The sequence below is a fragment of the Pseudomonas sp. NFR02 genome, assembly GCF_900119375.1.
In the GTDB taxonomy this organism is placed as follows: Bacteria; Pseudomonadota; Gammaproteobacteria; order Pseudomonadales; family Pseudomonadaceae; genus Aquipseudomonas; species Aquipseudomonas paracarnis.
In genome coordinates, this window is sequence record NZ_FPJJ01000014.1 from 26139 (window position 1) to 47995 (window position 21857).

Here is a 21857-nt window from a genome sequence, read left to right on the forward strand (position 1 = left end):
GGATTCTGCGCGCGGCAGCACCCGAATTATCAGGGATACGTGTAGGGTGGAGATGCACAACCGTCGGACTGTGTAGCACTAGGCTTGTTTTAGACGCTTCATCTCGTCCACAGTCGCCGGTTGATTCCTCCTCCTGACCTTAGCTTTTGTTGAAGTGGTGCCTTTGTCACCACCGCTAACGAGCAGGACGCGTCCGTCGCGATACCGGCCCAATTGGCCGATTTTGCTGGACACTGGAGTGGCCAACCACTCTTGACGCACCTGACACCGACCGTGAGAAGTCGTGTGTGCCGAACGCCGTTTCCGGCAGCCCGGAAACCGACGGTACAACATGAAAAGAATGCTGATTAACGCAACTCAACCCGAAGAGTTGCGTGTTGCACTGGTAGATGGCCAACGCCTCTACGACCTGGACATCGAATCCGGTGCACGCGAGCAGAAAAAGGCCAACATCTATAAAGGCCGTATCACTCGCATCGAACCAAGCCTTGAGGCTGCCTTTGTCGATTTCGGCTCCGAGCGCCACGGCTTCCTGCCCCTCAAAGAAATCTCCCGCGAATACTTCAAGAAAGCCCCTGAAGGCCGCGTGAACATCAAGGACGTCCTGAGCGAAGGCCAGGAAGTCATCGTCCAGGTCGAAAAAGAAGAACGTGGCAACAAGGGCGCGGCCCTGACCACCTTCATCAGCCTCGCCGGTCGTTACCTGGTGCTGATGCCGAACAACCCACGTGCCGGCGGTATTTCCCGTCGCATCGAAGGCGAAGAGCGTAACGAACTGCGTGAAGCGCTGAACGGCCTGATCGCACCGGCCGACATGGGCCTGATCGTGCGCACTGCCGGCCTTGGCCGCAGCAGCGAAGAAATGCAGTGGGACCTCGACTACCTGCTGCAACTGTGGACCGCTATCAAAGAAGCGTCCCTGGATCGTTCCGCGCCGTTCCTGATCTACCAGGAAAGCAACGTGATCATCCGCGCCATCCGCGACTACCTGCGCCAGGACATCGGCGAAGTGCTGATCGACAGCGTTGAAGCCCAGGACGAAGCCCTGACCTTCATCCGCCAGGTGATGCCGCAGTACGCCAGCAAGATCAAGCTGTACGAAGACAGCGTGCCACTGTTCAACCGTTTCCAGATCGAAAGCCAGATCGAGACCGCCTTCCAGCGCGTGGTCGAACTGCCTTCCGGCGGCTCCATCGTGATCGACCCGACCGAAGCCCTGGTGTCCATCGACATCAACTCGGCACGTGCGACCAAAGGCAGCGACATCGAAGAAACCGCCCTGCAGACCAACCTGGAAGCGGCTGAAGAAATCGCCCGCCAGCTGCGCCTGCGTGACATCGGCGGCCTGATCGTGATCGACTTCATCGACATGACCCCTGCCAAGAACCAGCGCGCCGTGGAAGAGAAAGTCCGCGAGTGCCTGGAAGCTGACCGCGCTCGCGTGCAAGTCGGCCGCATCTCGCGCTTCGGCCTGCTGGAAATGTCCCGTCAGCGCCTGCGTCCATCCCTGGGCGAGAGCAGCGGCATCGTCTGCCCGCGTTGCAACGGCACCGGCATCATCCGTGACGTTGAATCGCTGTCCCTGGCGATCCTGCGCCTGATCGAAGAAGAAGCCCTGAAAGACCGTACCGCCGAAGTTCGCGCCCAAGTGCCGATTCCGGTTGCCGCCTTCCTGCTCAATGAAAAACGCAACTCGATCACCAAGATCGAACTGCGCACCCGTGCCCGTATCGTCATCCTGCCGAACGATCACCTCGAAACGCCGCACTTCGAAGTCCAGCGCCTGCGTGACGACAGCCCGGAAGCCCATAGCGGGCAGTCCAGCTATGAAATCGCCGCGGCTGCCGCCGAAGTCGAAGAAGTCCAGCCAGCCGCTGCGACCCGCACCCTGGTTCGCCAGGAAGCCGCGGTGAAGACTGCACCGGCCCGTGCCAACGCACCGGTACCGACCGAAGCTGCCGCCCCGGTTGCCGCGCCGGCCGCCCTGCCTGAGCCAAGCCTGTTCAAGGGCCTGGTGAAGTCGCTGGTCAGCCTGTTCGCCACCAAGGAAGAGCCTGCTGCCCCGGTTGTGGTTGAAAAACCTGCCACCGAGCGCCCGGCGCGCAACGAAGAACGTCGCAACGGTCGCCAGCAGAGCCGTAACCGCAACGGCCGCCGTGACGAAGAGCGCAAGCCTCGCGAAGAACGTGCCCCGCGTGAAGAACGCGCACCACGTGAAGAGCGTGCGCCTCGCGAAGCCCGCGAAGAAACCCCGACCGTCGCCCGTGAAGAACGTGCACCGCGTGAAGAGCGCGCCCCACGTACCCCACGCGCTCCACGTGAAGACCGCAAGCCACGTGGCGAGCGTGAAGAACGCGTGCGTGAACTGCGCGAGCCTCTGGACGCGGCACCTGCCGCTGCCGCAGCCGTTAGCACCGAAGAGCGCCCGGCCCGCCAGCCGCGTGAAGAACGCGCGCCACGCGAAGAGCGCCAACCGCGCCCGCCACGTGAAGAGCGACAACCACGCGCCGAGCAAGCCGCTGCTGCCACCGAAGAAGAAGTACTGACCGGCGAAGAGCAGTTGCAGGAAGACGGCCAGGACAACGCCGAAGGCGATCGTCCACGCCGCCGCTCCCGCGGCCAGCGTCGTCGCAGCAACCGTCGTGAGCGTCAGCGTGATGCCAACGGCAACGTAATCGAAGGTTCGGAAGAAACCGGCGAGAACGCAGAAGCTGCCAACAACGCGCCAACAGGCGCCGAACTGGCTGCCGGCTTGGCCGTTACCGCTGCCGTTGCCAGTTCGGTCATCAGCGCCCCTGCTGAAGCCCAGGCTCACGAGCAAGCCGAACGTGCTACCGCTGCCGTCGAAGACACTGTTGCCGTAGAAGCGCCAGCCGCCGAAACCCCAGCGGTTGAAGCGCCGGTTGTTGAAGCGCCAGTCGTTGAAGCCACAACCCCTGTCGAAGCCCCAGTGGTTCCGGAAGTGGAAGTTGCCCCGGTTCGCGACGCACAGCCAGAAACTGAAGCGGTTGCCGTTGAACCGGCTCCAGTGGTTGAGCCTCAGCCAGTAGTCGAAGCGGCTGTAGAAGCTCCGGCGGTCGAAGAAGCTGCCCCGGCTGTGCGTGAAGTTCGCGAAGAACAGACCGCCTTCCAGTGGACTGCCGAACCGGCTGCACCGGTTGAAGCGCCAACACCTGTCCCAGTGGTAGAAGAAGCACCGGCACCGGTTGCTGAAGTCGTCGCCGAGCCAGCTCCAGTGGTTGAGCCGACGCCGGTTGTGGAGCCTGCGGCCGTGGTTGAAGTTGAAGCCCCGGTGGTTGCCGAAGTGGCCGCCCCTGTGGTTGAAGCTGCGCCTGCAAGCGCCCTCACCGAAAACGGCCGTGCGCCGAATGACCCACGTGAAGTGCGTCGCCGCCGCAAGGAAGCCGAAGCTGCCGCTGCCGCTGCCGCTGCCCAGGCGGTAGAGCACAAGGCCCAGGAAGCAGAGCACGAGCCTAAACCCCTCGTCTGATTCCATAAGCCACTAAAAAGCCCCGCCTGAGTGATCAGGCGGGGCTTTTTTATGACGATCAACTTGAGCCTTGTGGCGCCCCAAATGTGGGAGCGGGCTTGCTCGCGAATACGGAGTGTCAGTCAGTGAATAGGGCGACTGATGTATTGCATTCGCGAGCAAGCCCGCTCCCACATTCAGCCTGCGTTGAAACTTAATAGCCGGGGTGTATCTACATCCCACAAGACTCCAGGATCAAGTACAGGCACCTCCCTCAAGGCGGCATCCGCAAACAACGATCTGGCCCCTCGGTCGCCGACCAAAGCCAGCAAACCTGGGCCAAACGCACGGTCAAACGCCACAGGATGTCCATATTCCCCCGCCTGTACGGGGACGCTGATGGCACCCTCCTCCAGCGCATCAATCACCCGTTCGATACTCGATGACTGAATAAACGGCATATCCCCCAACACCACCAGCCACCCATCCGCCGCACCGCTGGCCTTGACCGCCGCCGCAATGCTGTCGCCCATCCCGCTCGAATCCAGCAGTACCACCTGACAGCCATAAGCCTCTGCCAGGCGGATAACCTCCCCGCGCTCCGGCGACGTCACTAGCCAGCGCGTTACAACACGCTCAGGCAAGTTGCGCAGCACCTGCTCGATGACCGGCCGGCTAACACCATCCAGCCCCACACACGCGGCGAGCAATTTGTCGTGATCAGCTCCAGCTTCAGCACGAAAACGACTGCCCTGCCCCGCCGCCAGCACAATCGCCGTCACCGTCACTCGGCCACCACTGCCATCGGTTTTTTCTGCATCGGTGCCACACCGTTCTTGATCGCAACAATTTCCGCCATCAGCGACAGCGCAATTTCCGCCGGCGTATGGCTGCCGATGTGCAGGCCGATCGGCCCGTGCAAGCGCGCAATGGCCTCCGCCGACAGGCCTAGCGCGGCCAGGTTCTCCCGACGCTTCTGGGTATTGACCCGCGAACCCAGGGCGCCAATATAGAACGCCGTGGAGTTCAGCGCCGTCAGCAACGCCATGTCATCCAGACGTGGATCGTGGGTCAGGCACACAATAGCCGTGCGTTCATCGGTATGAATATTCAACACCGCCTCGTCGGGCATGCCCGGCACAAAGCGGCCATGCTGGTCTTCCCAGCCGTAGACGAACTCTTCGCGGGGGTCGCAGATCAGCACTTCGAAATCCAGCAGGCGCGCCATTTCCGCTACGTAGCGCGACAGCTGCCCGGCGCCGATCAACAGCAGGCGCCAGCGCGGGCCATAGATGGCGCGCAAGCGTTCGCCGTCGAAGCTCACCACGTCGGCCTTGCTGGCGGCGCTCAAGATCACTTCGCCGGTGGCCAGGTTCAGCTCGCGAGCGACAATCTGGTGATCTTCACAACGCGCCAGCAGCGCTTGGACCCAACCCCACTCTTCCACGCGCTCCTCGGTGAGCCGCAGGGTGCCGCCGCAGGGCAGGCCAAAACGCGCCGCCTCGTCGCGAGTGACGCCGTAGGTCACCAACTGCACGGGCGGGCCGTCAGCAGGTAAGCGGCCGTCTTGCAGGCGCGCGATCAAGTCATCCTCGATGCAACCGCCCGACACCGAGCCAATCACCACACCATCACCGCGCAGGGCCAGCATTGCGCCTGGCGGGCGCGGCGCGCTGCCCCAGGTTTGCACCACGCTGTACAACATCACGCGCTGCCCGGCGCGGCGCCATTGCAGCACGCTGCGCAGGACGTTCAGATCCACACTGTCCATCAGGCCTCCGGTAAGTACTGTCGCGCTCACTGTAAACCAAAAATATCCGTTGCATCCCGCCAGAAATGCAAACGCCCCGAACCAGTCGGGGCGTTTGCGGATAGCGTTGGCGTCAGTTCACGCCAGCAGCCACTTACTTGACGACAGGCGCCGGGCCTTCTGCCACGCCCAGGTCATCGAGCTCGCGGGTTTCGGAAATACCGGTACCTCCAGACGCCAGTTCGCTTTGCAGCTTGTCGGTGTCCAGTTCCTTGACCCACTTGGCCACAACGATGGTGGCAACTGCGTTACCCACCAGGTTGGTCAGGGCACGGGCTTCGGACATGAAGCGGTCGATACCCAGGATCAGCGCCAGGCCGGCAACCGGCAAGTGGCCGACAGCCGACAGGGTGGCGGCCAGTACGATAAAGCCCGAACCGGTCACGCCAGCCGCGCCTTTGGACGACAGCAGCAACACCAGCAGCAGAGTGATCTGGTGGGTGATGTCCATGTGGGTGTCGGTCGCCTGAGCGATGAACACGGCCGCCATGGTCAGGTAGATCGAAGTACCGTCGAGGTTGAAGGAGTAACCGGTTGGAATCACCAGGCCGACCACGGACTTCTTCGCGCCCAGGCGCTCCATCTTGATCAGCATACGCGGCAGTGCGGATTCCGACGACGAGGTGCCCAGTACGATCAGCAGTTCTTCACGGATGTAGCGGATCAGCTTCAACACGCTGAAACCGTGAGCGCGGCAGATAGCGCCCAGCACCAGCACCACGAACAGGATGCAGGTGATGTAGAAGCAGATCATCAACTGGCCCAACTGCACCAGGGAACCGACACCGTAGGCGCCGATGGTGAACGCCATGGCACCCAGGGCACCGATTGGCGCGAGCTTCATGATCATGTTGATGATGTTGAACATCACATGGGCGAAGCGATCGATGAAGTCCAGCACGGGCTTGCCGTAGGCACCCAGGCGATGCAGGGCGAAACCGAAGATCACCGAGAACATCAGCACTTGCAGGATGTCGCCGTTGGCGAAGGCGCCGACGATGGTGTTCGGGATGACGTTGAGGATAAAGCCGACGATGCTCTGGTCTTTACCAGCGGTGACGTAGGCCGCCACTTTGGAAGCATCCAGGGTCGCGACGTCGATGTGCATGCCGGCGCCCGGCTGCACCACGTTGACCACGACCAGGCCAATCAGCAGGGCGATGGTGGAAACAATTTCGAAGTACAGCAGCGCGTAGCCGCCGGTCTTGCCCACCGACTTCATGCTTTGCATGCCGGCGATGCCGCTGACCACGGTACAGAAAATGATCGGGGCGATGACCATTTTGATCAGCTTGATAAAGCCGTCACCCAGTGGCTTGAGGGCCACGCCGGTCTGCGGGTAGAAGTGGCCGAGCAAGATACCGATAACGATTGCAACGATCACCTGGAAATACAGGGATTTGTAGATTGGCTGACGAGTCGTCATTGCAAAGTTCCTCAATCGTCCCGTGTGGCAAATATCCGCCATTGCCCACGGCACTTGAATTGCGAACCCTCCTGCACTGGAGGGATTTGTTGTTTGCGAAGCCTGTAGGAGCAAGCCTGCGCTGTAATCCCTATCGCAAACAGCGTGCCACTTTGCTTAAACGCGCTGAAGGCCTTTAGACATCAGGGCTTGGGGTTCACGGGCGACTCCGGAGAATGCAACAGGATGGCGGATTTCCGCCCACTCATCCTGTCTCGTCCTACAATTTGGCGGATATCCGCCTTGTCGCCCCGCCGGGTGATGGCTACCATCCGCCCCTCCATGGATGAGGCCCTTGCATGCGTGAACGTACCATCGCCAGCCATTACGCCCGAGCGGCCCTCGGCGGTGCGCGCCGGGCCGGTTTTGACTACTCGGGGGTATTGCAGCAGGTGGGCATCACCCCGGAACTGCTGACCGAACCCCGCGCACGCATCGCTCCAGAGCAATTTACCCGCTTGCTGCAAATGCTCTGGCTGGGGTTGGATGACGAATACCTGGGGTTTGCAGAAGGGCCGAGCAAACGTGGCACTTTCGCCATGATGTGCCATGCGCTGATTCATTGCCGCACGCTGGAGAAGGCGCTGGAGCGCGGCTTATTGTTTTATAGCCTGTTCCCCCAAGGCCCACGCTGGCAACTGACCAAAGAAGGCGACATGGCGCGTCTGAGCCTGGACGACTCACAGCTATGGGACCCGGACCACTTCCTCAGTGAATGCCTGCTGGTGATCTGGCATCGCCTGGGCAGTTGGTTGATCGGCCAGCGTATCCGGCTGCAGCAGGCCACCTTCAGTTACCCGATGCCGGCCCATGCCGGTGAATACGACCTGCTGTTCCCCTGCCCCCAGGTGTTCGGCGCGCCGACCAGCAGCCTGGTGTTTCCCAGCCGCTACCTGAGCCTGCCGCTGTTGCAGGACGAACGCACCCTCAAGCACTTCTTGCAGCGCTCGCCTGCCGACTTGCTGTCGCGGCCGGATGAAGGCGACAGCCTGAGCAGCCAGTTGCGTCGCTTGCTGAGCCGCGACCGCACGCCCTGGCCAGACCTGGAAGCCGTTGCCCAGCACCTGCACATCAGCCCACAGACCCTGCGCCGCCACCTGCGCGAAGAAGGCACGAGTTTTCAGGCATTGAAGGATGAGCTACGCCGGGATATCGCCATTTACCACCTGGGGCGGGCGGATTTGTCTTTGCAGGAGATCGCCGAGCAGTTGGGGTTTTCCGAACCGTCGGCGTTTCATCGGGCGTTCAAGAAGTGGACGGGGGTGACGCCGGGGGCCTACAGAGCGCAGGAGAGTTAGCGGTGTATTGGCTGGGATGAGGCCAGTGCAGATCACAAGGCAGGAAAGTGAATCCTGAACGCCGCCCCACCCAACGCTGAATCCCCCAATGTCAACCGCGCGTGATAGCTTTCGATGATGTCCTTGACCACCGCCAGCCCGATCCCCTGCCCCGGGTGCTGGCGATCTAGCCGTTCGCCGCGCTGCAGGATCCGTGCACGCTGGTCCGGTGGTACGCCGGGGCCGTCGTCTTCGATACACAGCTCAATGCCATCGAGGTTTTCCACCAGGCTGATACGCACTTGCTTGAGGCACAGGCGGTAGGCGTTTTCCAGCAGGTTGCCGAGCATTTCGAGCAACGCGCCCTTTTCGATGGGTACCTCGCAGGCCTGCGGCAAATCAAAGGTCACGGTGACCCGCTTGTCGCGATAAACCTTTTCCAATGTATCGCACAGGCTTTGCACCACCGGTTCCAGGCGGACCTGGTGGCGCACCAGGCCACTTTTACGCAGGCTGGCACGCTGCAACTGGTATCCGATCTGCTGGCTCATGCGTTCGATCTGCGATTGCAGCACCCACGCCTGACTACGTTCTTCGGGGCGCTGGGCCATGTCTTCGCTCACGCCCTGCAACACCGCCAGTGGCGTTTTCAGGCTGTGAGCCAAGTCATCGAGGGAGTCGCGGTAGCGCGCACGCTGTTCGCGCTCGCTGTGCAGCAAGCGGTTCAGGGAGCCGGTCAGGCGCAGCAGTTCGCGGGGGTGTTCTTCGCTGAGGCTTTCGCGGGTACCGCCTTCGATCTGGTCGAGTTCATGGCTCAGGCGTCGCAGGGCTTGCAGGCCCCAGGTCAGGCCCAGCCACAACAGCGTCAACAACACCAGCAAGGCCGCGCCGAACCCGAGGTAGAGGTTCTCGCGCAGGCCTTCGAGGGTCAGTTGGTATTCGCGTACCGGCTGCAGGGCGACAATGCTGAACGCCGCGCTCTTGCCTCCCAGCAGCCGGACCTCGACGTCATACACGAAGAATTCCTGGCCATTGGCCTCGCGAATGCGCGCAAACTCGTTGCCGCGCCCGTCGTAGCGCGGTTTGTAGTTGATGTTTTCTTCCTGGGTCGCCCGCGAGCGCCATACCAGATGGCCTTCACGGTCGTAGATATAGCCCAACAGCCGACTGTCGGTGAGGTTGAAACGCTCATCGGGCAACTGCGCCGGCATCAGCAGGCGGTTATTGTCGACCCGCGCCGCGGAAATCAGGGTGGTCACATCCGACGCCAGGCGCTGTTCGATGGAATCCTGCAGCGCCAGGCTGAACGCGCCTTGCATGGCCGGCAACAAGCCGAGCATAAACAGCACGGCCAGGGTGGCGGCCGCCAGCATCAGGCGCACACGTAGCGAACGAATCAACGGCAGCGCTCATTGAACAGGTAGCCCAGGCCACGCACGGTATCGATTGGCTTGAACCCGGCCGGGCCTTCCAGCTTGCGGCGCAGGCGGCCGACCAGCACTTCGATCACGTTTGGATCGCGCTCGTCGTCATCCGGGTACAGTTGCTCCATCAAACGGTCTTTGGCGACCACTTGCTGATGATGACGCATCAAGTATTCGAGGATCCGATACTCGTAGGCGGTCAGTGCCAGGGGTTGCTCGTCCAGGGAGGCTTGCTTGCGGTTGAGGTCTAGCAGCAGCGGCCCGGCAACAATAGTCGATTGAGTAAAACCGCTGGAGCGACGCAGCAAGGCGTTCATGCGCGCCTCCAGCTCTTCGAACTGGAACGGCTTGACCACGTAGTCGTCGGCCCCGGCCGCCAAGCCTTCAACCTTGTCCTGCCAGTTGCCGCGAGCGGTGAGGATCAGGATCGGGAAGGTCTTGGTCTGGGTGCGCAACTGGCGAATCAGGTCCAGGCCGCCCATGCCGGGCAGGCCAAGGTCGATGATCGCCAGGTCATGGTTGAATTGGCCGGTCTGGTACAGGGCTTCTTCGGCATTGGCCACGGCTTCGACCACATGCCCGCTGTCGGTCAGGCGGGTAAACAGGTGATGACGCAGCAGCGCCTCATCTTCCACCACCAGCAATTTCATAAGGTTCTCCACTGCAATTCAACTAGCCGACAGGGGGATATCATAGCGGCCCTGCAGCTCTTGGGGGCGCAGTTTTATGCCATTGTAGTGGCCGGTCAGGTGCGCGTAGCCGCTGCGATAGTCGGGTTGCGCAGGGGTAGCGCCCAGGGCCTGGCCCCACGGCGCAGCCTGAGTGCCAGCGTCTTCGAAGCTGACACGATGGATCAGGTTGCTGGATTTCTTGGTTTTCTCGCTGCCAAAGGCCGCAAAGGCGCCATCGGACGCCTGCACGCCGGCAGTGGCGCCAAGCATGGTCAAGGCCAACATCAGCTTTTTGATCGCAGTCATGGTGGTTACCTCATACGCGTTTGGGCTGTGGGGTCCAGACTACGCAGGCGCCCCTGAACTCCCCCTGAACAGGCTCTGAACCGCAGCTGAACCGCACCGGGCTATCCACTGGCCCGCCAACTCGGCAAAATACCGCGCATGACGCCCCTACCCGCTTGCTGCACCCCACTCGATGATCATTGGCCGTTGCCGGTTTCTTTGCCGGGCACGGTGTTTTTGAGCACGCGATTCGACCCGGCTTTATTGAGCCCGGGCGATTTCCAGCGCTGCGATGTGCCACCGCCAGCTAGCATCCAGCGCTCGGTCGCCAAGCGCCAGGCGGAATTTCTCGCCGGCCGCCTGTGCGCGCGCGAAGCGCTGCAACGACTCGATCATCTGCGCTGCGTCCCGGCTATCGGCGAAGACCGCGCCCCGGTCTGGCCAGGGCATATCAGTGGCTCCATCACCCACAGCACCGGGCACGCTGCGGCGATTGTCGGGCACAAGGCGCAATGGCGCGGGCTGGGCATGGACCTGGAGCATCTGCTGTCACTGGAACGGGCCGAACGCCTGGCCGGGGAAATCCTGACGGCCGATGAATTACAGCGCATGGCCACCCTGCCCCGTGAGCAACTCGCCTTGCTGGTGACGCTGACGTTTTCGGTCAAGGAAAGCCTGTTCAAGGCGCTCTATCCGATCGTGCACAAGCGCTTTTATTTCGAGCATGCCGAGGTGCTGGAGTGGTCAGCGGCTGGGAGGGTGCGGTTGCGGTTGCTGACCGATCTTTCGCAAGAGTGGGGCCATGGCAAAGAGCTGGAAGGGCAGTTTGTGGTGCAAGGGGAGCAGTTGTTGAGTCTGGTGGCTATCAGCGCCTGGTAGACCACCATCGCGGGCACGCCCGGCTCCCACATTGGGAACGCATTCACCTGTGGGAGCTGGCTTGCCTACGATAGCGGTTTCAGGGTTTATTCTGATCCCTGGGCCAGCTCAGGCTGAAACACGCCCCACCCAGGTTATTGCTCTTGCTGATCAACGCCCGCCCGCCGTGCCAATAGATAATCCGCCGCACGATCGACAAACCCAGGCCATGCCCGCCAGAGGCGCGGGTACGGCTGTCATCCAAGCGCAGGAACGGCGTGAAGATCCGCTCCCAGGCGCTTTCCGGCACGCCGGGGCCGTCGTCTTCCACATCGATGCGGCAGCGTACCTGCCCCACCTGATAACTGATCAACACTTGGCCTTTGGCGTGGCGCATGGCATTGCTCACCAGGTTTTGCAGGGCGCGGTGCAGGTAGCGCGGTTCAGCGTCGACCCAGGCGTCATCCCAATGCGCCGATGACAGGCAAATACCCCGGGTGACGGTGACCTGCGGGCGCAATGGCGATAATTCGCCAATCACCTGGTCGAGCAACGCATCAAGGTCCACGCGCTGGAAATTCAGTTCCGGCGCACCCTGTTCCAAGCGGGCATAAGTGAGCATCTCATCCACCAGGCCATCAAGGTCCTGGATATCGCCATCCATACCCTCCAGGTACTTGCGCCGCGCTTCGGGCGTGGCGGCGTCACCGATCATCTCCAGGCCAAAACGCAGGCGCGCGACGGGTGTGCGCAGCTCGTGGGAGACCGCGCGCACCAGTTCGCGCTGAATCGCCAGCAATTGCTGCAAGTGCTCGGCCATACCATTGAAGGCTGCCGCCAGGCGCCCGACCGAGTCCGCGCCGCGAGCGGGTACGCGCACTTCCAGGTTGCCCTTGGCGATACGCGTGGCCGCCGCCTCCAGGCCTTTGAGCCGACGCTCAAGTTGTCGCACCAGCAGATAGACGATCAAGCCGATCAGGGTCAGGCCAATCAAGGTGATCAGGATCAGCCATTGCGCCGGGTATGGGTTCATCTGGTACAGCGGGCCGATCTCCAGTACCCACGGGGTGCCGACCATGCCGGCAAACACGCGAATCGAATCGCCGCCCTTGCCCAGCGCCATCACCGTATCGCCCTCCGCCACGCGACGACGCTGGTCCTCGTCCATGTCGGCCTGGTCAAGGGCCGTCAAGTGCATTTCAAAACCAAAACCCTTGGCGTGCTTGATGTCGGCCAGGCGCTGGGGCTGTTCGGCCACCGGGAAGCGCACCAGTTCGTCGGCCAGCAGGTAAATGGTTGCGCGGGCCAATTGCTCGCTGATCTGCTGCACTTCGCCGGTAAGCACCAATTGCTCTTGCTCGCTGACCAACCGCAGCACCCGCGCCGCATGAGGCCCGGTCTGTTCCACCAGGACCTGGCCGCGTTGCAGGCGGTTGCGCTGGCCAAGGTCCAATTGCGCATCGGTGAACGTGCGCAGTTCCAGCGGAATACCGAGCAAACGCTCCCACACCGCCAAGGCGCGCTGTCGTTCAATGGCGCTCATGGGCTGCAGGTTATCGCCCATCAACGCAAAAGTGCCGTGGGCCAGGCGCTCACGGTACTGGCCGCTGCGCACGTCATTAAGCAGGTGCAGTGCCAGGGCGCCGAGCAACGCCACCAGGATCAGCGCCGCGCACATGCCGCCGTAGATGCGCAGGAAGATCGAGTTCACAGCGGCATATCGGCAGCAGCTTCGGGGACGAACAGGTAGCCTTTGCTGCGAATGGTCTTGATCAGGCGTGGGTGGATCGGATCGTCGCCGATCTTTGGCCGAATGCGCGAGATACGCACATCAATGGAGCGATCCTGGCCGTCATAACCAATACCGCGCAGAGCTATGAAGATTTCTTCGCGGGACAGAATGCGTCCGGCGTTTGCAACCAGCAGCCACAACAGGTCGAATTCAGCGCTGGTCAGTTCGATGCTGCCCTCATGCAACCAGGCTTCGCGCAAGGCATTGTCCACCACCAACGGACCAAACTGGAGGCGGCGCTGGTTTTCCACTGCAACGGGCAACACCGGTTCGCTGCGGCGCAGCAGCGCCTGGATACGTGCCAGCAACAAACGCGGGCGCACGGGTTTGCACACATAATCGTCGGCGCCCATGTCCAAGCCCTGCACCTGGTCCATGTCGTCGGTGCGCGCGGTGAGCATCAGGATCACGCCGTCATAACGCTCGCGCACCTTGCGGCAGATGCTCAGGCCGTCTTCGCCGGGCAGCATCAGGTCGAGGATCACCAGGTCGGGCTGTTCGGCGATGATGCGCGCCGTGGCCTTGGCACCATCGCTTTCCACCGACACACGCAGGCCGTTGCTTTCCAGGTACTCACGGGTCAACTCGGCGAGTCGCTCGTCGTCCTCGACGATCAGTATCTGCCAGGCTTCTTGCTCCATGCGCTACCTCGTTGTTATTAGAATTTCTTCTGGCCGACACAATCGAATGTGAAATACGGTCGGTGTGGGAGCTGGCTTGCCTGCGATGGCGGTGGGTCAGCGAGCCTGTGGGTGGCTGATACACCGCCATCGCAGGCAAGCCAGCTCCCACCTATTGATCTTCCGCAGGCATAGCCTGTTTGTCATGTTTTGAAGGCATAACAAAGGCCGATTGTAGCCATGCAACGGCCCTTGAACACAAGCCGCGAAATCCATTCGGTCATGGCGACTTTTTGTGGTAGGGTTCGCGCCCTCAAAATTCCCGCCGGCAGTTTCTAGCCGGGAATATTCGGTGACAAACGGTGTAATCCAGTAGTAATGCGGCCTACACGGGTGTTCCATGATTCATACACATTTTACCCACAGCGTTATCCACAGGTAGTGCGTTGCTAAGCCCCCGAAAACGCATTATCTTGTACCTCGGCGCTAAAAAAACCCTACATGTAGGGTTTTCAGCGAAAAGACCAAACACAGATCAGACAAGAAACTCAAGCGCTTTCTTGCTCGTGCTTGGTTGAACCAAAGCATTTTTTGAAAGCCCAAACCGCGCACGCGGATGGCAACCGTTTTCCAGCCCGATTGGCAGAAAACGGTACGGGTGTTGCAGGGCTTGAATGGGGCCACTGTCACCCACCAGGAATACGGCTAAGGGCTCCCCGGCCCCGAACCAAAGACTTCGGCATGGAAGCGGCGCGATGAGCTCCCTTCCTCCTGTCCCGAAGTTGTTATGCCAGGCCCAGGCCTGCTGTAAGTGCTTCAGGACGGAACGGTGGGCACCGTGATGGTGCCCAAATAAATATAGAATGTGGAGACACCCCCTCATGCAAACCGACACAACTCGCGAGAACCCGCAAGGCTCCGTGCCGCAGGCCGCTGATTCGAATCTGGATCTGTCCGCCACTGCACCTGGCCAACTGCGTGTGATCAAGCGTAACGGCACTGTCGTTCCTTATACCGATGACAAAATCACCGTCGCCATCACCAAAGCGTTTCTTGCAGTTGAAGGCGGCACCGCTGCCGCTTCGTCGCGCATCCACGACACCGTTGCCCGTCTGACCGAACAGGTCACCGCGACCTTCAAACGTCGCATGCCATCGGGCGGCACCATCCACATCGAAGAAATCCAGGACCAGGTCGAACTGGCCCTGATGCGTGCCGGCGAGCAGAAAGTGGCCCGCGACTACGTGATCTACCGTGATTCGCGCGCCAAGGAACGTGCCGTACGTTCCCCGGCCGAAGAAGCCGCCGTACAAGCGCACCCGTCGATCCGCATCACCCTGGCCGACGGCAGCTTCGCACCGCTGGACCTGGGCCGCCTGAACACCATCATCACCGAGGCCTGCGAAGGTCTGGAAGAAGTCGACGGTGACCTGATCCAGCGCGAAACCCTGAAGAACCTGTACGACGGCGTCGCCCTGACCGACGTCAACACCGCCCTGGTGATGACCGCCCGTACCCTGGTTGAACGCGAGCCGAACTACTCGTTCGTGACCGCGCGCCTGTTGATGGACACCCTGCGTGCCGAAGGCCTGGGCTTCCTGAAAGTCGCCGACAGCGCCACTCACCACGAGATGGCCGACCTGTACGCCAAGGCCCTGCCGGCCTATATCGCCAAAGGTATCGAATTCGAATTGCTGAACCCGATCCTGGCCACCTTCGACCTGGAAAAACTCGGCAAGGCAATCAACCACGAGCGTGACCAGCAGTTCACCTACCTGGGCCTGCAAACCCTGTACGACCGTTACTTCATCCACAAGGACGGTATCCGCTTCGAACTGCCGCAAGTGTTCTTCATGCGCGTGGCCATGGGCCTGGCGATCGAAGAGAAGAACAAGGAAGACCGCGCGATCGAGTTCTACAACCTGCTGTCGTCCTTCGACTACATGTCGTCGACCCCGACCCTGTTCAACGCCGGTACCCTGCGTCCCCAGCTGTCGAGCTGCTACCTGACCACCGTGCCGGATGACCTGTCGGGCATCTACCACGCGATCCACGACAACGCCATGTTGTCCAAATTCGCCGGCGGCCTGGGCAACGACTGGACACCGGTGCGCGCACTGGGTTCGTACATCAAGGGCACCAACGGCAAGTCCCAGGGCGTCGTACCGTTCCTGAAAGTGGTGAACGACACCGCCGTCGCCGTGAACCAGGGTGGCAAGCGCAAAGGCGCTGTATGTGCCTACCTGGAAACCTGGCACATGGACATTGAAGAGTTCATCGAGCTGCGCAAGAACACCGGTGATGACCGTCGTCGTACCCACGACATGAACACCGCCAACTGGATCCCTGACCTGTTCATGAAGCGCGTCTTCGATGACGGCAAGTGGACACTGTTCTCGCCATCCGAAGTGCCGGACCTGCACGACCTGACCGGCAAAGCCTTCGAAGAGCGCTACGAGTACTACGAAGCCCTCACCGAGTACCCAGGCAAGGTCAAGCTGTTCAAGACCATCCAGGCCAAAGACCTGTGGCGCAAAATGCTGTCCATGCTGTTCGAAACCGGCCACCCATGGTTGACCTTCAAGGACCCATGCAACCTGCGCAGCCCGCAGCAGCACGTGGGCGTGGTCCACAGCTCGAACCTGTGCACCGAGATCACCTTGAACACCAACAAGGACGAGATCGCCGTTTGCAACCTGGGCTCGATCAACCTGCCGAACCACATCGTCAACGGCAAGCTGGACACCGTAAAGCTTGCACGCACCGTCAACACCGCCGTACGCATGCTCGATAACGTGATCGACATCAACTACTACTCGGTGCCACAGGCGCAGAACTCCAACTTCAAGCACCGTCCGGTTGGCCTGGGGATCATGGGCTTCCAGGACGCGCTGTACCTGCAGCACATCCCTTACGGTTCCGATGCAGCAGTCGAGTTCGCCGACAAGTCCATGGAAGCGGTCAGCTACTACGCGATCCAGGCTTCCTGCGACCTGGCCGACGAGCGCGGCGCCTACGAGACGTTCCAGGGTTCGCTGTGGTCCAAGGGCATCCTGCCGCTGGATTCGCAACAGATCCTGATCGAAGCCCGTGGCCAGAAGTACATCGACGTCGACCTGAACGAAACCCTGGACTGGGCGCCGGTACGTGCCCGTGTGCAGAAAGGTATTCGTAACTCCAACATCATGGCCATCGCACCGACCGCCACCATCGCCAACATCACTGGCGTGTCGCAGTCGATCGAACCGACCTACCAGAACCTGTATGTGAAATCGAACCTGTCGGGCGAATTCACCGTGATCAACCCGTACCTGGTTCGCGACCTGAAGGCCCGTGGCCTGTGGGACTCGGTCATGATCAACGACCTGAAGTACTACGACGGTTCCGTGCAGCAGATCGAACGCATCCCGCAAGAACTCAAAGAGCTCTACGCGACCGCTTTCGAAGTGGACACCAAGTGGATCGTTGACGCCGCCAGCCGTCGTCAGAAGTGGATCGACCAGGCCCAGTCCCTGAACCTGTACATCGCCGGCGCCTCGGGTAAGAAGCTGGACGTGACCTACCGCATGGCGTGGTACCGTGGCCTGAAAACCACTTACTATCTCCGTGCCCTGGCTGCGACCAGCACCGAGAAGTCGACCATCAATACCGGCAAGCTGAACGCAGTGTCCAGCGGCAACCACGGTGATGACTCGGTACTCGCAGCACCCGCCGGCCCAGCACCGGTGCCAAAAGCCTGCGCGATTGACGAGCCGGATTGCGAAGCTTGCCAATAAGCTGAGCCAGTCCGGGGATATTGTCCCCCTGGATTGAAAAAGCCCGATAGACCCCGACTGCATAGGGTTTATCGGGCTTTTTGCTGACTGCCTTAGAGAAACGCGTACGCAATACCCTGCTTTGGCGCGCCACCTCGGCGCCCCCACAACTCCACGCGCCCGTCGATGACCGCCATCGAATGGCGATCGTAGGCCACGACGCCGAGCTTGCCGCTCGCCAGCTCACTGCTTGAAGACTGCCTGTATAGCCCTTTCAACCCCAGGCGATCCAATGCTTCGTGGGGCATTTCGCCGTTGTTCAAACTTGCATCGCGTGGGCGAAGCTTCTTTTGGATTGACTAGGGTTGTCGTCCAGGCCATTACCTTCAATCTGTGCCCGCTTGGCGCTCGCTGCGAACATGAAGTTGGCATCCGTCATCATCCCCGGATTGTCCCCCTTGAACTGCGCATACCTGGCCGCCTGCTTTAATTCATCCTTGGATAGATTAAGTTCGAAGCCGTCGCGCATCTTCACGTGATAACCGTCTGCCGTCTCTTTTACCTCCTTGAAAACGTCGGTGGGTTTCTGGCCGAACTTCATCATTGCGCCCTTTATCGCTGACACCGTGACGCAGTTGCCATCGGGCCCCTGGCTGAATCCACTCCAGATGTTGTCCGGCTTTTTCCCTGGGTTACTTTGATCAGGCTTGTAGTTGAAGTGCTTGGAGCCTTCCGTAATCGGCAGATTACTCATGGGCTCGCTGGGCCCAAAATTACCGGGGCTTGGCCTGCCACCACCGCCCCCACCGCCCCCACCTGGCGACGGGCCAGGAGAAGGCGGCGAAGGTGTGGGTGATGTATCGTCCGGAAACCATTCTTTCATCAGGCGCCGCAGCATCTCCAGCCAGGAGACGTCTGCCTTCTCCATCAACTCCTGCATGATCTCCTTGAACTTTTCATCACCCAGTTCTTCGCGCTTCTCGTTCAACTTGTCACGAAGGTCCTGGACGGTTTGGCTCTTGGATGTTTTCTCGGCATCTCTCAACTCATTGAGCAGTTGCCTCACTGATTCTGCATCAGAGGACTTGCCTCCTCCGGGTTCATCCGACTGACCGTTGCGTCTGTATAGACCGGCGCTGTAGTTATTCAGAACAAACCAATGGCTGCCTGCTGGCATCCCTTCCCACTGCTTGTAGATCGCCATGCCACTCTCCCGATGGTCCATGGGCGACATGCGCCCGTGTCCCGTGCGTGGCGCAAGGGGCGTTGGGCGTTCCAGCAGCAAGGCGAGATGAAACAGGCAGTAAACTAGCAACGCGCGCGCACAAAAAAGCCCCTCGATTGAGGGGCCTTTTTGTGTGCAGGTATTTTTTGAGCAGGGGTATCAGGTCATCTGAATGATGGTCTGCATGATGGTGCTTTGGGTGGAGATGGTCTTGGCGTTCGCCTGGTAGTTGCTCTGGGCCTTGATCAGGTCCACCAGTTCGTTGGTCAGGTTAACGTTGGAGTTCTCCAGGGAGTTGGCCACGATCGAACCCAGGGTGCCGGCTTGCGGGTTGTCATAACCCGGCTGGCCCGAGGCGAAGGTCTCTTTCCAGGTGGTCGCACCGGCTGGCTGCAGGCCCTGCTCGTTGTTGAAGCTGGCCAGGGAGATCTGGCCGATGGCCTTGCTCTGCTGGTTGCTGAAGGTGGCGAACAGGACGCCGCTGCCGTCGATTTTCAGGCCGGTGATCTGGCCGGTGGCATAGCCGTCGGTGACCGGAGGGTTACGGTAGGTAGCCGAGTTGTACTGGGTAATGTTGGCCATGTTGATGGCGATGCCGCCCGGGTTGGCATCCGCACCGTTAGCCTTCCACACGCCGTCAGTCACCTTGCCTGGAACCCACCCGGCAACGGTCAGGGTCTTGTCGGACACACCATTGGTGACGACAGTAGTCAGATTGCCAGCGCCATCGAAGGTCAATGTCGACGGCACGGGTGGCGTCGAAGGGGTGCCAGTCGGGGCCGAACCATCAGGATTGCGACCGTCAATCAGGGTATAGGCATTCCACTTGTTGCCGTCGGTTTTCACCAGGTACTGCACCATCGGGTGCGCGTTCCCCTGAGAGTCGTACAAGGTGGTGCTGTATTGGGTGGTGAAGGTCTCGGTCTTGGTCGGGTCAAACGGCTTGGCCGCCTGGTCAATCACCGGCTCCGAGGAATTCAGGTTACTGGTGGAGTCGACCTTGGTGGATGCCTTGGGCGGCAGATTCGCCAGGTTCAGTTGCAGATCGACCAAGCCGCCCTTGGTTATCTTGCCATTATCGTCTGCGGCATATCCTTGCAGGCGCGAAGTGCCGGTGTTGTTGGTGATGTAGCCGTCCTTGTCCGCACGGAACGCACCACTACGGGTGTACTCCAGCGAACCGTCGCTGCCCTTCTGCACGAAGAAGCCACCGCCCTGAATCGCCATGTCGAGGATGCCGCCGCTACCGTTGACATCGCCCTGGGTGAACTGCTGGGACACCGCCGCCAGGTTCACACCGTTGCCGATGCTGTTCTGGCCGGTGCCCAGCTTGGAAGCCGCGTAGATATCGGCGAATTCCGCACGGGATGACTTGAAGCCAGTGGTCGCGACGTTGGCGATGTTGTTGCCGGTCACGTCCAGTTGTTTGTTGGCCGCATAGAGGCCGCTAAGGCCGATATTAAAAGACATGTTTCTCTCCTTCTGCCGTATTTAGCCGGCTCTATGTACCGATAGTCTGAATTTGCGACAGCTTGACGCTGCCCATGCCGCCTGCAAGGTTGAGCAGCATTTCGCCGCCAGTCTTGCTCAGGGTCACACTGGTGACCGTGGCGGGCAGCGAAGTGGCCAAGGCCACTGCGTCGCCTTTGTCGTTCTTGGTGGTGGCGTTGAAGGTGTAGGTGCCAGCTGGGGCGACCTCACCCTTGTCGTTCTTGCCGTCCCAGATAAAGCTTTGGGTGCCGGCACTCTGGGCGCCCATGTCAACGGTGCGCACCACATTGCCGTCTTTGTCGGTGATCTTGACGGAGACATTGCCCACCGCCGAGGTCACTGCCACCGAACCGGTCATGCTCTTGCTGGTATCCACCATGGCCTTGTCGGTCTGGATGATGATCGAGCGCCCCACCAGCGACGAAGCCTGCAGCGCCTGCGAGGAGCTGAAGTTGCTGGAGATGTTGTTCACCGAGTCATTCAGGGTGTTGATGCCTTCCAGGCTGCTGAACTGGGCAAGCTGCGCGACGAACGCGCCGTTGTCCTGAGGCGACAGCGGGTTCTGGTTTTTCAGTTGAGTGACGAGCAGTTGCAGGAACGCATCCTTGCCCAGCGACTGGTTGCCCGTCGCCGTCTTGGAAGCGTCACTGACGCTGCTGTTATTCGTCGCGGTCTTGACCTTGGAATTGAAAAGGTCCTGAACCGCCGTGTTGTTAGACGTATCAACGATGGCCATTATTTGGCGCCCCTTATCACTGACCCAGGGTCAGAACCTTCTGCATCATGGTTTTGGCGGTGTTCATCATTTCCGCGTTGGTCTGGAACGAGCGACTGGCGGAGATCATGTCAGCCATTTCCTCGACCACGTTGACGTTGGGGTAGTAGACGTAACCCTTTTCGTTCGCGGCCGGATGGTTGGGCTCGTAACGGGCCTCCAGGTTGCTCTGGTCTTCGACCACGCCCAACACCTGCACGCCTGAGCCGGCGGCGTCCTGGTTCTGGAACAACGAATCGCTGCCGTTTGCCTGACCACCCTGGAACATGGTGGCAAACACCGGATGGCGGGCGCGATACGTCTGGTCAATGCTCGACGAGACAGTCTCGGCGTTGGCGATGTTACTGGCGACGGTGTTCAAACGCGTGGTCTGCGCGCTCATGCCACTGCCGGCAATATTGAAAACACTGGACAGAGACATGGCTTACTCTCCACGCAGGGCTGACATCAGCCCTTTGAATTTGCTGTTGAGCAGGGTGAAGCTGGCCTGGAAGTTCACCGAGTTTTCGGCGTAGTTCGATTGCTCCAGCTGGGCGTCGACGGTGTTCTGGTCGATCGACGGCTGCATCGGCGTGCGATACAGCAGCGACTCGTCACCCTTGCTCAGGCCTTGCGCTTCGATATGACGGCTGTTGGTCATGTTCAAGGCGAAGGTGCCGTTCTTGGTCTTGTCCTGCTGTGCGGCGAGCACGGCGGAGAAGTCCAGGTCCCGAGCCTTGTAGTTCGGGGTGTCGGCGTTGGCAATATTGTTGGCCAGGACTTCGGCACGCTGGGCGCGGAAGCCCAGGGCTTGTTCGTGGATACCGAGCGCTTTATCGAAGCTGATGCTCATGGCGGAAACCTTTAGGCTGACCTGCTGTTCGTTAGCAGGGTTATAGCAAGGTGCATGCCAATCTTGCGGGAGCCCCTATATCAAGGGTTTGGAGGGGAGTCGACGGCG

16 protein-coding genes and 1 pseudogene are annotated in these 21857 nt (G+C 60.7%); 4 read left to right on the forward strand and 13 right to left on the reverse strand.

Annotation, left to right across the window (positions count from 1 at the left end; translation table 11 throughout):
- Positions 1–340 precede the first annotated feature (340 nt).
- The gene (rne, locus tag BT199_RS26155) at positions 341–3490 is read left to right on the forward strand and encodes a ribonuclease E (protein WP_175556227.1); all 3150 of its coding nucleotides are present in this window, start codon (positions 341–343) and stop codon (positions 3488–3490) included.
- 176 nt (positions 3491–3666) lie between these two features.
- Here rne and BT199_RS26160 read toward each other — a convergent pair whose 3' ends face one another.
- The 3 genes from BT199_RS26160 to BT199_RS26170 all read right to left on the reverse strand — a co-directional run bounded on the left by BT199_RS26160 (position 3667) and on the right by BT199_RS26170 (position 6705).
- Entirely contained in the window at positions 3667–4257 is a 591-nt protein-coding gene (locus BT199_RS26160; RefSeq protein ID WP_038451251.1) for a nucleotidyltransferase family protein, read from the reverse strand.
- The gene (locus BT199_RS26165) at positions 4254–5240 is read right to left on the reverse strand and encodes an XdhC family protein (protein WP_072435764.1); all 987 of its coding nucleotides are present in this window, start codon (positions 5238–5240) and stop codon (positions 4254–4256) included. Before BT199_RS26165 ends, BT199_RS26160 begins: the two co-directional genes overlap by 4 nt.
- 133 nt (positions 5241–5373) lie before the next feature.
- On the reverse strand, positions 5374–6705 hold the full coding sequence (locus tag BT199_RS26170; RefSeq protein WP_003189258.1) for a dicarboxylate/amino acid:cation symporter: 1332 nt from the start codon (positions 6703–6705) through the stop codon (positions 5374–5376).
- A 338-nt stretch (positions 6706–7043) separates the two neighbouring features.
- Between BT199_RS26170 and BT199_RS26175 the strand changes: the two genes are divergently transcribed.
- Positions 7044–8042 carry an AraC family transcriptional regulator gene (locus tag BT199_RS26175; RefSeq protein ID WP_072435765.1) on the forward strand — a complete coding sequence of 333 codons (999 nt, stop codon included), beginning with the start codon at positions 7044–7046 and terminating at the stop codon, positions 8040–8042.
- A 32-nt stretch (positions 8043–8074) separates the two neighbouring features.
- Here the strand turns inward: BT199_RS26175 and BT199_RS26180 are convergent, their stop codons facing one another.
- From BT199_RS26180 to BT199_RS26190, 3 genes are read right to left on the reverse strand one after another with little or no spacing between them, the layout of a single operon-like run.
- Positions 8075–9421 carry an ATP-binding protein gene (locus BT199_RS26180; RefSeq protein WP_019817208.1) on the reverse strand — a complete coding sequence of 449 codons (1347 nt, stop codon included), beginning with the start codon at positions 9419–9421 and terminating at the stop codon, positions 8075–8077.
- Positions 9418–10095: a response regulator gene (locus BT199_RS26185; protein ID WP_003193559.1), complete on the reverse strand. Its 678-nt coding sequence runs from the start codon at positions 10093–10095 to the stop codon at positions 9418–9420. The genes BT199_RS26180 and BT199_RS26185 overlap by 4 nt, the downstream gene beginning before the upstream one ends.
- Positions 10096–10113: 18 nt before the next feature.
- Positions 10114–10422: a hypothetical protein gene (locus BT199_RS26190; protein ID WP_003193560.1), complete on the reverse strand. Its 309-nt coding sequence runs from the start codon at positions 10420–10422 to the stop codon at positions 10114–10116.
- Between the two features lie 138 nt (positions 10423–10560).
- Here BT199_RS26190 and BT199_RS26195 point away from each other — a divergent pair, with 138 nt between their 5' ends.
- Entirely contained in the window at positions 10561–11280 is a 720-nt protein-coding gene (locus BT199_RS26195; RefSeq protein WP_032872446.1) for a 4'-phosphopantetheinyl transferase family protein, read from the forward strand.
- 79 nt (positions 11281–11359) lie between these two features.
- Here the strand turns inward: BT199_RS26195 and BT199_RS26200 are convergent, their stop codons facing one another.
- Complete coding sequence (locus BT199_RS26200; protein WP_019817210.1) at positions 11360–12970, reverse strand: ATP-binding protein; 1611 nt, start codon at positions 12968–12970, stop codon at positions 11360–11362.
- Complete coding sequence (locus BT199_RS26205; protein ID WP_060766977.1) at positions 12967–13692, reverse strand: response regulator; 726 nt, start codon at positions 13690–13692, stop codon at positions 12967–12969. The genes BT199_RS26200 and BT199_RS26205 overlap by 4 nt, the downstream gene beginning before the upstream one ends.
- Before the next feature lie 860 nt (positions 13693–14552).
- Here BT199_RS26205 and BT199_RS26210 point away from each other — a divergent pair.
- Positions 14553–17447, forward strand: a complete 2895-nt coding sequence (locus tag BT199_RS26210) for a ribonucleoside-diphosphate reductase subunit alpha (protein ID WP_003193565.1) — start codon at positions 14553–14555, stop codon at positions 17445–17447.
- Positions 17448–17539: 92 nt separating this feature from the next.
- On the opposite strand, the pseudogene BT199_RS26215 reads toward BT199_RS26210, so the two are convergent.
- The 5 genes and pseudogenes from BT199_RS26215 to flgB all read right to left on the reverse strand — a co-directional run bounded on the left by BT199_RS26215 (position 17540) and on the right by flgB (position 21749).
- Positions 17540–18630, reverse strand: a pseudogene (locus tag BT199_RS26215) (hypothetical protein).
- Between the two features lie 180 nt (positions 18631–18810).
- The gene (gene flgE / locus BT199_RS26220; protein WP_014719578.1) at positions 18811–20121 is read right to left on the reverse strand and encodes a flagellar hook protein FlgE; all 1311 of its coding nucleotides are present in this window, start codon (positions 20119–20121) and stop codon (positions 18811–18813) included.
- Positions 20122–20152: 31 nt separating this feature from the next.
- Entirely contained in the window at positions 20153–20878 is a 726-nt protein-coding gene (gene flgD, locus BT199_RS26225; protein WP_014719579.1) for a flagellar hook assembly protein FlgD, read from the reverse strand.
- 16 nt (positions 20879–20894) lie between these two features.
- Positions 20895–21338 (reverse strand): flagellar basal body rod protein FlgC, encoded by a 444-nt coding sequence (flgC, locus tag BT199_RS26230; protein ID WP_014719580.1) that lies wholly within the window; start codon positions 21336–21338, stop codon positions 20895–20897.
- Between the two features lie 3 nt (positions 21339–21341).
- Complete coding sequence (gene flgB / locus BT199_RS26235; protein ID WP_003193573.1) at positions 21342–21749, reverse strand: flagellar basal body rod protein FlgB; 408 nt, start codon at positions 21747–21749, stop codon at positions 21342–21344.
- Positions 21750–21857: the final 108 nt, after the last annotated feature.

Coding starts and splice junctions, on each gene's coding strand:
- rne (WP_175556227.1), top strand. CDS start 341: ATGCTGATTAACGCAACTCAACCCGAAGAGTTGCGTGTTGCACTGGTA.
- BT199_RS26165 (WP_072435764.1), bottom strand. CDS start 5,240: ATGGACAGTGTGGATCTGAACGTCCTGCGCAGCGTGCTGCAATGGCGC.
- BT199_RS26170 (WP_003189258.1), bottom strand. CDS start 6,705: ATGACGACTCGTCAGCCAATCTACAAATCCCTGTATTTCCAGGTGATC.
- BT199_RS26175 (WP_072435765.1), top strand. CDS start 7,044: ATGCGTGAACGTACCATCGCCAGCCATTACGCCCGAGCGGCCCTCGGC.
- BT199_RS26185 (WP_003193559.1), bottom strand. CDS start 10,095: ATGAAATTGCTGGTGGTGGAAGATGAGGCGCTGCTGCGTCATCACCTG.
- BT199_RS26190 (WP_003193560.1), bottom strand. CDS start 10,422: ATGACTGCGATCAAAAAGCTGATGTTGGCCTTGACCATGCTTGGCGCC.
- BT199_RS26195 (WP_032872446.1), top strand. CDS start 10,561: ATGACGCCCCTACCCGCTTGCTGCACCCCACTCGATGATCATTGGCCG.
- BT199_RS26205 (WP_060766977.1), bottom strand. CDS start 13,692: ATGGAGCAAGAAGCCTGGCAGATACTGATCGTCGAGGACGACGAGCGA.
- BT199_RS26210 (WP_003193565.1), top strand. CDS start 14,553: ATGCAAACCGACACAACTCGCGAGAACCCGCAAGGCTCCGTGCCGCAG.
- flgE (WP_014719578.1), bottom strand. CDS start 20,121: ATGTCTTTTAATATCGGCCTTAGCGGCCTCTATGCGGCCAACAAACAA.
- flgD (WP_014719579.1), bottom strand. CDS start 20,878: ATGGCCATCGTTGATACGTCTAACAACACGGCGGTTCAGGACCTTTTC.
- flgC (WP_014719580.1), bottom strand. CDS start 21,338: ATGTCTCTGTCCAGTGTTTTCAATATTGCCGGCAGTGGCATGAGCGCG.
- flgB (WP_003193573.1), bottom strand. CDS start 21,749: ATGAGCATCAGCTTCGATAAAGCGCTCGGTATCCACGAACAAGCCCTG.